Source organism: Mesorhizobium sp. M2A.F.Ca.ET.039.01.1.1 (assembly GCF_003998035.1).
In the GTDB taxonomy this organism is placed as follows: domain Bacteria; phylum Pseudomonadota; class Alphaproteobacteria; order Rhizobiales; family Rhizobiaceae; genus Mesorhizobium.
The window spans coordinates 1-11,946 of record NZ_RZRY01000138.1 but is presented as its reverse complement, the minus strand read 5'-3'; the positions used below and the strand labels follow the sequence as shown (position 1 = coordinate 11,946).

The 11,946-nt window shown below is 65.2% G+C and carries 12 protein-coding genes; 3 read left to right on the top strand and 9 right to left on the bottom strand.

Annotated features, from left to right (window positions below; translation table 11 throughout):
* The coding region (locus EOA24_RS13440; RefSeq protein ID WP_127409855.1) for a methylmalonyl-CoA mutase family protein at positions 1–1,013 on the bottom strand (1,013 nt) is incomplete at its 3' end.
* Between the two features lie 254 nt (positions 1,014–1,267).
* Between EOA24_RS13440 and EOA24_RS13435 the strand changes: the two genes are divergently transcribed.
* Positions 1,268–2,791, top strand: a complete 1,524-nt coding sequence (locus EOA24_RS13435; protein WP_126078395.1) for a helicase HerA-like C-terminal domain-containing protein — start codon at positions 1,268–1,270, stop codon at positions 2,789–2,791.
* 31 nt (positions 2,792–2,822) lie between these two features.
* Here the strand turns inward: EOA24_RS13435 and EOA24_RS13430 are convergent, their stop codons facing one another.
* From EOA24_RS13430 to EOA24_RS13405, 6 genes are all read right to left on the bottom strand, one after another.
* Positions 2,823–3,740, bottom strand: coding sequence for a MurR/RpiR family transcriptional regulator (locus tag EOA24_RS13430; protein ID WP_189343193.1), 918 nt, complete (start codon positions 3,738–3,740; stop codon positions 2,823–2,825).
* Between the two features lie 10 nt (positions 3,741–3,750).
* Positions 3,751–4,809, bottom strand: coding sequence for a C45 family peptidase (locus tag EOA24_RS13425; RefSeq protein ID WP_126078393.1), 1,059 nt, complete (start codon positions 4,807–4,809; stop codon positions 3,751–3,753).
* Positions 4,799–5,527: a glutamine ABC transporter ATP-binding protein GlnQ gene (glnQ, locus tag EOA24_RS13420; RefSeq protein ID WP_126078392.1), complete on the bottom strand. Its 729-nt coding sequence runs from the start codon at positions 5,525–5,527 to the stop codon at positions 4,799–4,801. Before glnQ ends, EOA24_RS13425 begins: the two co-directional genes overlap by 11 nt.
* Positions 5,524–6,180: a glutamine ABC transporter permease GlnP gene (glnP, locus tag EOA24_RS13415; RefSeq protein WP_126078391.1), complete on the bottom strand. Its 657-nt coding sequence runs from the start codon at positions 6,178–6,180 to the stop codon at positions 5,524–5,526. Before glnP ends, glnQ begins: the two co-directional genes overlap by 4 nt.
* Positions 6,181–6,251: 71 nt before the next feature.
* Complete coding sequence (gene glnH / locus EOA24_RS13410; protein ID WP_126078390.1) at positions 6,252–7,004, bottom strand: glutamine ABC transporter substrate-binding protein GlnH; 753 nt, start codon at positions 7,002–7,004, stop codon at positions 6,252–6,254.
* A 118-nt stretch (positions 7,005–7,122) separates the two neighbouring features.
* Positions 7,123–7,950, bottom strand: a complete 828-nt coding sequence (locus tag EOA24_RS13405) for a 3-keto-5-aminohexanoate cleavage protein (protein ID WP_126078389.1) — start codon at positions 7,948–7,950, stop codon at positions 7,123–7,125.
* A 79-nt stretch (positions 7,951–8,029) separates the two neighbouring features.
* Between EOA24_RS13405 and EOA24_RS13400 the strand changes: the two genes are divergently transcribed.
* Positions 8,030–8,920 carry a MurR/RpiR family transcriptional regulator gene (locus EOA24_RS13400; RefSeq protein ID WP_126078388.1) on the top strand — a complete coding sequence of 297 codons (891 nt, stop codon included), beginning with the start codon at positions 8,030–8,032 and terminating at the stop codon, positions 8,918–8,920.
* Positions 8,917–10,242, top strand: a complete 1,326-nt coding sequence (locus tag EOA24_RS13395) for an aspartate aminotransferase family protein (protein WP_126078387.1) — start codon at positions 8,917–8,919, stop codon at positions 10,240–10,242. Before EOA24_RS13400 ends, EOA24_RS13395 begins: the two co-directional genes overlap by 4 nt.
* Positions 10,243–10,285: 43 nt before the next feature.
* Here EOA24_RS13395 and EOA24_RS13390 read toward each other — a convergent pair whose 3' ends face one another.
* Both EOA24_RS13390 and EOA24_RS13385 read right to left on the bottom strand, forming a co-directional pair.
* Positions 10,286–10,909, bottom strand: a complete 624-nt coding sequence (locus EOA24_RS13390) for an FMN-binding negative transcriptional regulator (RefSeq protein WP_126078386.1) — start codon at positions 10,907–10,909, stop codon at positions 10,286–10,288.
* A gap of 181 nt (positions 10,910–11,090) precedes the next feature.
* Entirely contained in the window at positions 11,091–11,918 is an 828-nt protein-coding gene (locus EOA24_RS13385; RefSeq protein WP_126078385.1) for a L,D-transpeptidase, read from the bottom strand.
* Between the last annotated feature and the right edge of the window lie 28 nt (positions 11,919–11,946).

Sequence of the window (11,946 nt, the reverse complement as noted above, 5' to 3'; positions counted from 1 at the left end):
ATCGTGTGCGGCAGGATCGAGATCGAATCGGCGCCGCCGGTTGCCGCCGCGAAGGCCGCGATCGCCGTGCGCAGGATATTGGTCTCCGGGTCGGCCATCGTCATCATGCGGTAGGAGGTCTCGGCATGGATGCTGGCGGTCGAGGCCGGGATCGAGCAGGCTTCCTGGATGCGCGCCCACAGCTTGCGTAACGCCCGCACCTTGGCCATCGACAGGAACTGGTCCTGGTCGACGCTGAGCGCGAAGCCGATATACGGTGCCGCATAGACCAGCGGCTGGCGCGCCTTCTCGAACATCCTGAGATAGGACACGACCGAGGCCATCATCGTGCCGAGCTCCTGCGCCTCGGTGGCGCCGGCATTGTGGAAGACGCGGCCGTCGGCCTCCAGCAGCACGCCCGGCACGCCCATCGAGAAGAAATGCGCCAGCGACTGCGGCATCGATTCCTGCAGCGCCTCGATCGAGGTGCGCAGCCGTCCGGTGCCGGCGAAGATCGCCGCTGGGTCGATACCGAAGGACAGGTTTAGCTTGGTCGGATCGGAGCGGCGTTTGCTCAGGAAGGCGAGCAGCCAGTCGGCCACGGCGCGGCTCCAGGGATGGGCGTCGATGCGCACCTGCACGCGGTTGAGCGGCACGCCGTCGAGCACCCTTTCCAACGCTTCCGCGGTGCGCGGCAGGCCGTAGCCGAAGGCATTCGGCGCGCCCTCGAAGACAAGCGACAGGCCGGTGGCGCCATGGGCGATGTCTTCCAGGGCTTGCGCGCTGGCCCGGGCGATGTCCGGGTCGTCGACGCGCTGGCTGACGATCCAGGGCGTCGCCGGGTTTGTGCGCGGCCATGGATCGGCGGCCGTCGAGCGCTGGCTGAGCGGCTCGATGCGGATGCCGTCATCGGTACGGGAAACGAGCTTTTCCTCGAAGGAACCGCCGGCAAGGGCCTTCTCCGCCAGCGCCTGCCAACGCTTGGCATCCGGGTTCGGAAGGTCGACATCCCTGGTCATGGCGCCGGCGCCCATCGCTCTCCTCGCTTCTCGGCCGCATCAGCCGGGTCCAGCCAATCTAAGGTCGGGAACCGGATATCACAATGCGTTATCCGCCCGGGTTTTCCCGCGGCCAGCCAATCGATTGCCAAACATGCGCAAAATCCGCAAGCGCCAATGGCCAGATTCCGGGCCGCTCCCAAATCGATACTGGCCATTGCCGCATGCGACGCGCGTTACTATACCTCCGGGTGAGGCCCTTTGAGCGGAACAGATTGCGGAGACCGGACATGGTTGACGAGACCAGCATCTTCATCGGCGCCAGCCGCAAGCCCGACGATTCCTATCAGCGCGCCGAAGAGCTGCTGCTGCGCTACGGCAACCGCCACGGCCTCGTCACAGGCGCCACCGGCACCGGCAAGACGGTCAGCCTGCAGATACTGGCCGAGGGTTTTTCGAATGCCGGCGTGCCGGTGTTCTGCGCCGACATCAAGGGCGACCTTTCCGGCATATCCATGATGGGCGAGGCCAAGGATTTCCTGGTCAAGCGCGCCGGCGAGGTGAAGCTCGATCCCTACCAGTTCCAGGAATTCCCGGTCATCTTCTGGGATCTGTTCGGCGAGCAGGGCCATCCGATCCGCGCCACCATCTCCGAGATGGGGCCGTTGCTGCTCTCGCGGCTGATGAACCTCACCGAGGCGCAGGAAGGTGTCATGAACATCGCCTTCCGCATCGCCGACGAGGAAGGCCTGCTGCTGCTCGACCTCAAGGACCTGCAGGCGTTGCTCGCCAACATCGCCGAGCGCGCCGACGAGCTCAGCGCGCGCTACGGCAATGTCACCAAGCCTTCTGTCGGCGCCATCCAGCGCACGCTCCTGGTGCTGGAACAGCAGGGCGCCGCCAACTTCTTCGGCGAGCCGGCGCTGCGCATCGCCGACATCATGCGCACCACGCGCGATGGCCGCGGCGCGATCAGCGTGCTCGCCGCCGACAAGCTGATGATGAATCCCAGGCTCTACGCCACCTTCCTGCTCTGGCTGATGTCCGAGCTGTTCGAGGAACTGCCCGAGGTCGGCGATCTCGACCAGCCGAAGCTGGTCTTCTTCTTCGACGAGGCGCATCTTCTGTTCGAGGACGCGCCGAAGGTGCTCATCGATCGCGTCGAGCAGGTGGTGCGGCTCATCCGCTCCAAGGGCGTCGGCGTCTACTTCGTCACCCAGAACCCGCTCGATATCCCGGAAAAGGTGCTGGCTCAGCTCGGCAACCGCGTCCAGCACGCGCTGCGCGCCTACACGCCGCGCGAGCAGCAGGCGGTGCGCACCGCGGCCGAGACCTTTCGCCCCAATCCCGATTTCGATTGCGCCACCGCCATCACCCAGCTCGCCACCGGCGAGGCGCTGGTCTCGATGCTTGAGGACAAGGGCGTGCCGGCCATGGTCCAGCGCACGTTGATCCGGCCGCCGTCATCGCGGCTCGGCCCGATCACGACGGACGAGCGTCGCAAGATCATCGCCGAGAGCCCGGTCGCCGGCCAGTACGATCAGGTCGTCGATCGCGAATCGGCCTTCGAGATCCTGCAGAAGAAGACCAAGGAGGCGCAGGACGCCGAGGCGCAGGCACAGCAGCAGAACAGCGGCGGCTCGCGCTGGACCATTCCCGGATTCGACGATGTGCTCGGAACCGGCAACCGGCGGTCCTCCAACCGCCAGACGGTGGCCGAAGCCGCCATCAAGTCGGTGGTGCGCTCGGTCGGCTCCTCCGTCGGCCGCGCCATCGTGCGTGGCATCCTGGGGAGCCTCTCGCGAGGGCGGTAGGCACCGTCTCATTGTCAGTTGGCGGGTGTTTTCAGCCGACCTCGATGTTCATCTCGGCGATCAGCCGCTCGCGTCCGGCCAGCGAGCTCAGCGCCTTGTCGCCAAGCTCGCGGGCGACGAGGTTGAGCAGCGCTTCGCAAAACACGACATAGGCGCCCATGCTGTTCGAATAGAAGCTGCTGGCATGCGGGATGAAAAACGCATGCTGGGCTGGGGGAACAAGTGGCGAGGATCGGGAGTCGGTGATCGCGATCACCTTCTGGCCGTTTGCCGCAGCAATGCGGCCAACCTCGGCGACGCTGCGCGTATAGGGCGCGCAACTGGCCGTGATGACGACGTCGCCCGGCTCGAGCTGCGATAGCGCCTCGGCGACGCCGAGCCGAGGCGCATCGAGCAGAGCCACGTCCGAGCGTACCATGCCCAGGCAATAGGTGAGGAAGCTCGCAAGCGAATGGAACTGGCGGACGCCGTGCACGCGCACGCGGCGTGCGCCGGCCAGCAGCGCGGTCGCGCCCTTCAACGAAGCGCTGTCCAACTGGCCGAGGAAGCCGTCGACATTCGTCGCCGTTTCGCGCGCCAGCCGCTCGAAGACTTCGACCTCGGCGCCGCCCGCCGACGGCGTCGTCATCAGCCTTCCGGCCTGGCGACTGTAGAAATATTGCTGGTCGTCGGCGATCGCCTTGCGGAAGACGGCCTGGAAATCGCTGAAACCCTCAAAGCCGAGACGCTTCGCCAGCCTGGTCAGCGTCGACGGATTGATGCCGAACTGATCGGCGAGCTCCGAGATGGTGCGGACGGCCGACTGCTCAGGCGCCTCCACCAGCTTGGCGAAGACGTCATGCGCCTTGGAGCCGAGGGAAAAGCCTGCTTCGTCTCGGCCGACCGAGAGCGCCAACGTCCTCAGCTCCTCGATGGTGCGCGGCGGCTCCGCGACGGCTTCGTCTGGCATCGTTTCCCGTTCACCCCGTGACAGGGACCAGCCCATCCCGAATGTCGAAGCGCGCTGCTTCGTATGCCGCATCGTAGACAGCCCACTCGACGTTGTCAGCCCCGACGCGGAAGACGGCGCTGGCAAGCGTGTTCTCGACATCGCTGTCGGCCGGGTCCGTGCGGTAGATCGGCAGCTCCGGGTCGGCCGCGTCCCACAAGATGCCGAGCGCACGGCGTTGCGGCTCGGGCTGAGGCGTCTGTTCCAGCAGCGCTTCGCCGCGTCGCTGGCGTACGCCGGACGAACCGGTGACGATCTGCGACATGCGCCCGGTGTCGGCATGGATCAAGTGGTTCGAGTGGACACGCGCCGATACGAGGCGATCAACCGACAGGGCCTGCGCGGTGAACTCGACGCTGAGCAGCCGCTCGTCGCCGGCCTGCGCCAGGGTCAGGTGAAAGGCGCCGGCGCGGGCCACCGAGTTGAGCAGGGTCAGCGCCGCGTCAAGGTCCGGTGCGTCGAGCACGGCGCGCGCCAGCACCATGCGCGGCGCCCCGGCGCCGCCGGCCAGCGGCCTGGTGTTGTTGACCGTCAGCACGAGCCCCGCCGACGTGGCAGCGAATGTGTGGCCGGGCAGCGAGCCGGGATAGACGAAGGCGGTGAATTGATTGCCGCCTCCGGACGTCACATGGGCCAGCGCGCAATGGCCGGCGAAATCCGGGTCGCCGTCCTCGTTGTGGCCGATGACATGCGGGGACCCCGGTAGCTGCACCGTCGTGCAGCCATCCGGCGCCATTGCCCAGATGTCACCGCGGCAGTTCCACAGGAAGACGTCGTCGAAAGCCAATTCAAGTCCGGCGGCGAGGCCCTGCAGCTCGGCCCAGTATCGGGGGAACCGCTCCCGCACGATCGTCGCCATCATGCCGATGCGTGGATCGGCGCGCCGAGCGTTTAGCTCGCGCCATGCGGCGGACGTCTGGAAATGGTCGTTGAGCGCCGCTCGGCCGAAGTGCCCGAGAGCAGCCCCGACGTCGTAGGGCGACCCCGAGACATCGATGAAGGAAAGCCGGCGGCCGGCGTCATGCGACATGCTGCAGAAACTCTTTCAAGCGAGGATTTTGCGGGTTTGCAAGCAGCTCCCGCGGTTCTCCGTCAACAGCGATCTTTCCGCCTTCCATGAAGATCAGCCTGGTCCCGACCTTGCGGGCAAAGGCCATCTCATGGGTGACAACGATCATCGTCATGCCTTCCTCGGCCAGCGCCTGCATCACGCGTAGCACTTCGTGCCTGAGTTCGGGATCGAGCGCCGAGGTCGGCTCGTCGAACAGCATCAGCTTCGGTTTGACGGCAAGCGCACGCGCAATGGCGACGCGCTGCTGCTGGCCGCCCGAAAGCTCGCTCGGATAGTGATGCGCCCGGTCGGCAAGGCCGACCTTGGCGAGCATTTCCAGCGCCTGCTTGCGTGCCTCCTGCCGCGTCTCGCCGCGCACGCGGAGCGGGCCGAAGGCGACGTTTTCCAGCGCCGTCATCTGCGGAAACAGGTTGAACTGCTGGAAGACCATGCCGGCTTCCTGGCGGATCAGGCGGACCTTGCGGCCGCCGGATTTGACGCTGATGCCGTCAACGACGAGGTCGCCGCCATTGATCTCCTCCAGCGCGTTGATGCAGCGAAGAAGCGTCGATTTGCCGGAGCCGGAGGGGCCGATCAGGACGACCTTCTCGCCGGCCTTGATCGAGAGATCGACCTGATCGAGGATGGTGACCTGGCCGAAGCGCTTGGTGACTTTGTTGAACGCCACGATGCTCACAGGATGCGCATCCTCTTTTCGGTCAGCCGCAGGATGAGTGTAAGCGTGCCGGTCATGATCAGGTAGAACATTGCCACGGCCGACCAGATCTCGACGGCGCGGAAGTTGGCCGCCATGATTTCCTGGCCTTGCCGGGTGAGCTCGCCGACGCCGATGACGATGAACAGAGAGGTATCCTTCAGACTGACGATGAACTGGTTGCCGAGCGCCGGAATCATGCGGCGGAAGGCAAGCGGGCCGATGATGTAGAAAAGCACTTTCCAGAACGGCAGGCCGAGCGCCAGGCCGGCCTCGCGTAAGCCGCGATGGACGGAAAGGAAGGCGCCGCGCACGATCTCGGCGATATAGGCGCCCGCATTGATGATGATCGCCATGATCGCCGCCGCCAGCGGATTGATGCGGACATCCGCCAGGATCGGCAGCGCGAAATAGATGAACATCACCTGCACGATGATCGGCGTGCCGCGAATGATCTCGACATAGACCATGGCGATGGCGTTGAGCACGATGTTGCCATAAGCGCGCGCCAACCCGGCAGCGAAGCCGATGACAAGGCCGCCGGCGAGACCGGCGAGCGCGATCAGCACGGTGAGGCGGGCGCCTTTAAACAGCTCGGGCAGGGCCTGCCAGATGACGGACCAGTCGAAATCCATGATGGCCATCCTTCAGGGAAGGCACGCCGGCCATGCCGGCGCGCCAGGAGATCCAACGGGAAACCGGTGGATCAGCTCTTCGGGGGCTCGGTGCCGAACCACTTCTTGTAGATGGCCTCGTAGGTGCCGTCGCCCTTCAGCTTGGCGATCGAAGCATTCACCTTGGCGACGAGCGGGCTGCCCTTCGGGAAGGCAATGCCATATTGCTGAGCCATCATCTGCGGGCCGACGGTCTTCACTTTCCCCTGGCCGTTGGTCTTGATGTAGTAGAGTACGTTCGGGGTGTCGTGCATGGCGGCGTCGGCGCGGCCGGTCGCGACCTCGAGATAGGCGTTGTCGCTGTTCGGGAACAGGCGCAGCTCCGTGCCCTTGAAATGCTCCTTGGCATAGTCGGTCGCCGACGTGCCGGTCTTCACGGCAAGCGTCTTGCCGACGAGATCGTCCGGACCCTTGATCGTGCTGTCGACCGGCACCATCAGAAGGAAGCCGCTGTCGTAATAGCCGTCAGAGAAGTCGATGACCTTCTTGCGCTCGTCCTTGATGGTGATGCCGGCCAGGCCGACATCGACCTGCTTGGTCTGCAGTGCCGGGATGATGCCGTTGAAGTCCATCGGCTGAAGTGTGTAGGTCACGCCGATATCCTTGGCGATCGCGGCCCACAGGTCGATGTCGAAGCCGACATATTTGTCGCCTTCCTTGAACTCAAACGGAACGAAGGCGGTGTCGGTCGCCACGATCAGGTCGTCGGCGAAGGCCGGTTGGCCGAAAGCGAGCGTTGCCGCGACGGCCGCGGCGGCGGTGAGGCTTGCGAGTGCGAACTTCATTTTCGGGTTCCCCTTTTTGTTGGATTGCTCAGCAAGCGTAACACCGTCGATCTGGAGGCGCAAATCAAAAATGCATGCTAATATAAAATGCACTTCATATTTGCACAATGCCGACGCATTAGGCATCCGACCACTGGCTTCGCAACGCGTCCGCGTCGGCGAGCGTGAGCCCGCAGGCTTCGACTGCCAGCCTTGTGGCCACGACGAGATCCTGGTTTCCGGAAGCCAGCGTCCCGTCAGGGAGAAAAAGATTGTTCTCGAAACCAACGCGTGCATGTCCGCCGAGCAGAGCAGCGGCCGTCACGCAGGCCGCTTCCTGGTCGCCGAAGGCACAGACCATCCAACGCCTCGCCGCGGGGATGCCGGGCGCCAGGAAGGGGAGCAGGTCGGCGGGCTGCGACGTCTGCCCGAACGTGTAGCGGCCGAGGACATAGAGAACCGGCAGATTGTCGAAGGGGATCAGGCCGCGACCCGCCAGCGCCGCGAAATAGCTCGCCTCCTCGGGCGTATAAAGGATGATCTGCGGCGTGACTTTTTCCACGCGCAGCGTTTCGAGAAACGAGGCGAAGGTCGCTTCATGTGTTGGGTCGGGCACGAGTTCGCGCAAGGCAAGCGAAACCGCCTCTGGCTGCGTTTCCAGCACCACCCGCATCTGCTCTTCGGGCCGATAGAGGCCCAGCGCCTCGCTGGTGATCTGGAGAACGAGCCTGTCGCCGACGCTGGCCCTGATCGCCGCGGTCGCGGCCCGATAGGCATCGGCGTCGAGCAGATGGCGTCCGTCGCGGTCGCGGACATGGACATGGATCATGGCGGCGCCGGCCTCGAGCGAGGCGGCGGCCACATCAGCCAACTCATCTGGGGTGATCGGCAAGGCCGGGTGATCGGCTTTGGTGCGCCGGCCGCCATTTGGCGCTACTGCGATGACGACGCGATTTTGGTTCGGCATCGACTGCTCCATTTGTTGCATAGTGATAATTTATGCAACATGTATTGCATGATCATGCGTTCGCGTCTATCGTCGTGGCATGATCCGCGCGCCGCTTACCGATGCCATTGTCGAGGCCTTCGACAGTCTGCCCTCGCAGTTGCAGGACGCTGCCCGCTATCTTCTGGACAATCCCGAGGACGTCGCGTTGTTGTCGATGCGCGAGCAGGCGCGCCGCGCCGGCCTGCAGCCCTGGACGATGGTGCGTCTCGCCAAGCGGCTGGGCTTCGAAGGCTACGAGTCGCTGCGTTCGCTTTATGCCAATGCCATGCGGCAGGGCGAACTCGGCTTCGCCGGCAAGGCGAACACTCAGCTAGCGCACCAGCAGGAGGTTGGCGACCGGGCGTTGGCCGGCGAGATGGTGCGGTCGCTGGCGGAGCAGATCGCAGGGCTTGGCGAGCCCGAACAGCTCGACGCGCTAGCCACGGCGGCCGAGCGGCTCTACACAGCACGCCGAATATTCTGCCTCGGCCTGCGCTCCAGCCATCCGGTCGTTGCGCATTTTTACTACGTCATGTCCTTCCTCGGCGAGAAGGCGGTAATGCTGGACGGTGCCTCGGGAACTGGCACCGACGCCATCCGCCTCGCGACCTCACAAGACATCCTGTTCGTGGTCAGCGTCGCGCCCTATACCAGGCTGACCGTCGATCTTGCCCGCCGCGCCGCGGCGGATGGCGTGCCGGTGATCGCGCTGACCGATAGCGCCGTGTCGCCGCTCGTCGGCCTCGCAGCCCTGTCGGTGCTGGTGCCGACGGAAAGCCCGTCCTTCTTCCATGCCATGGCGCCGGCCTTCGTCGTCGGCGAGATCCTCGTGGCCCTGGTCGCCGGCAAAGGCGGGGACAAGGCGCTGGCCGCCATCCGCCGCACCGAGGACCAGCTGTCGCAACTCGACATCCACATCTTGCCGCCGCGCGGCCGGAGGAAATCATGACCCATATCCTGCATCGCCAGATTAACGCCGTGCTGCCGGTCGCCAGCGGCGGTAAGGGCATCGAGCTCTTCGACAGCAATGGGCGCGCCTATATCGACGCGTCGGGCGGAGCAGCGGTATCCTGCCTCGGCCACGGCCATCCCGATGTTATCGCCGCCATGCACCGGCAGGCCGACACGCTCGCCTATGCCCACACCAGCTTCTTCACCAGCGATGTTGCCGAAGCGCTTGCCGACCGGCTCGTTGCCGACGCGCCGGCCGGCATCAGTCATGCCTATTTCGTTTCTGGCGGCTCGGAAGCGGTCGAAGCGGCGCTCAAGATGGCGCGGCAATATTTCGTCGAGATCGGACAACCGCAGCGCCGCAACATCATCGCGCGCAAGCAGAGCTACCACGGCAACACGCTTGGCGCGCTGGCGACCGGCGGCAACGAGTGGCGCCGCGCCCAGTTCCGGCCGCTGCTCATCGAGACGCACCACATCGATCCCTGCTTCGCCTACCGCTTCCAGGAGACCGGCGAGACCGACCAGGACTATGCCGCTCGCGCTGCGCAGGCGCTGGAGAACAAGCTCATCGAGCTCGGACCGGAGACGGTCATGGCCTTCGTCGCCGAGACGGTGGTCGGGGCGACAGCGGGCGCGGTGCCACCGGTGGCGGATTATTTCCGACGCATCCGTGAGATCTGCGACCGTTACGGCGTCCTCCTGATCCTCGACGAGGTGATGTGCGGCATGGGCCGCACCGGCACGCTGCACGCGTGCGAGCAGGATGGCGTCGCTCCCGACCTGATGACAATCGCCAAGGGGCTTGGCGGCGGCTATCAGCCGATCGGCGCGGTGCTGCTCAGCCGCAAGATCTTCGACGCCTTCGCGAATGGTTCAGGCCTCTTTCAGCACGGCCACACCTATATCTGCCATCCGATGGCCTGCGCCGCGGCGCTCGCCGTTCAGGACGTCATTGCCCGCGACAGGCTGCTCGACAATGTGAAGACGATGGGTGCGCATCTGGCGTGCAGGCTCGGTGAGCGCTTCGGCAACCATCCCCATATCGGCGACATTCGCGGGCGCGGCCTGTTCATGGGCATCGAGCTGGTGGAGGATCGTTCCACCAAGCAGCCTTTCGATCCGAAGCGGAAGCTGCATGCGCGCATCAAGAAGGCGGCCATGGCGAACGGCCTTCTGGTCTACCCGATGGGCGGCACGATCGACGGAGCCAGTGGTGACCACGTGCTGCTCGCGCCACCCTTCATCTGCGATGTCGCAGCCATCGACGCGATCGTCGAGCGTCTCGGCGATGCCATCGGCCAGGCATTGCGAAGCTAACCAATCAGCCGATCAGTTCGTCGGGCCAAGCCGGTCGCGCGGTTCACAGCGGGATGAGCGGCGCGACCTCGCGGTCGGACGGCCGCTCGCTCGCCGCCAGGCCGGCAAGCACGCCGGCGCGATCGGCTGCGTTGCGGTTCTGGCTCATCTTGCGCTTGCCTTCGAGCTTCGTGATCGGCATGCGCAGGCCGACTATGCCCTTCAACTGCGACTGGATGAAATCCGCAGGCGCGTCCGACACAGCCCAGGGGGCGGCGCGCTCGCCTTCATGCAAATTGGTCAGGCGGGTCACCACCTCGAGCAGCCGGTCGGCGTCCTCGAAGAATTCGATCGGCCCATGGGCGTGGACGGCGATATAGTTCCAGGTCGGCACCACCTTCCCGGTCTCCTGCTTGGTCTGGTACCAGGCCGGCGTCACATAGGCGTCCGGTCCCATGAAGATCGCCAGGCCGTCGCCCAGGGCCGGCACGCGCCAGTGCGGGTTTGCCTTCGCGACATGCCCGTAGATGACGCCGTGCTCGCCTTCGCTGTCATCGAGGAAAAGCGGCAGCGGCGTCGCCAGCGGCCCTTCCGCCGTGGCGGTGACCAGCGTCGCCAGCCGCGCGGCGCGGATCGTCGCCTTGAGGCTTTCCTTGTCTTCGTCACGGAAGGCGGGCGGGATGTACATGGCGAAACTCCTTGCGGGCATAAAATGCCTGAAGTCCGGCCCGCTTAGAACATCCCGTCGCGGAAGTTTTGTTTGGTCCAGTCTGGCTGGAGGCCCGGGGCTGATAACCGATTTTCGTCCCGGCGCCAGGCCGCGGTGCCGGCCGCCATATTGGCCAAGCACCGCTGATGGATCGACGTCGTTAGAAAATCTCGTTGGTGAGCCGCTTCACCGGGCCGAGTAGGATCGAGCCCGTCGGCACGCCATTGTCGATCGGTATCGCCTGGCGATCCGGCATGTCCTCTTCCGGCGCGCCGATATTGGCCGTCACGACGACCGGGGTCTTCGTGGGCACACGGTCGTAAAGGTCGATGATGTCCTGGTTGATCAGGCGCACGCAGCCCGACGACACCGACTTGCCGATCGACCACCATTCGGGCGAACCGTGCAGGCGGTAGAGCGTGTCCTGGTTGCCCTGGAAGAGATAAAGCGCACGCGCGCCGAGCGGGTTCTTCAGTCCGCCGGGCATGCCGCCATTCTTGGCGCTGTATTGCGTCAGCTCCGGCTGGCGCGCGACCATCTCGTCCGGCGGCGTCCATTTCGGCCATTTCTGCTTCCACTGCACGACCGCGTCGCCCGACCATTCGAAGCCGGCGCGGCCGAGGCCGACGCCGTAGCGGATCGCCTGGCCGCCCTCGCGCACCAGATAGAGGAAGTGGCCGGTGGTATCGACAACGATGGTGCCCGGGCGCTGCCCGGTCGGATCGGGAACGATCTGGCGCAGGAATCTGTGATCGATCTTGTTCACCGGAATGGCCGGCAGGTCAAAACCATTGTCCGACATCGCGCCATACATCGTCTCATAGTCGCCGAGCGGCGGCTCGACAGGGGCCTGAGGCGGCGGCGTCTGGATGGGTGCTGGGCCTTGGTCGCTGGTCGTGGTGCAGGCGGATAGGGCAGCCGAAGCAGCGCCGAGGGCTGTGAAATTGAGGAAGCCGCGGCGGCTGATGCGGAAGGAAGCGTCTGACATGGTTCCCTTTTCTAGATCAGAACGGCGG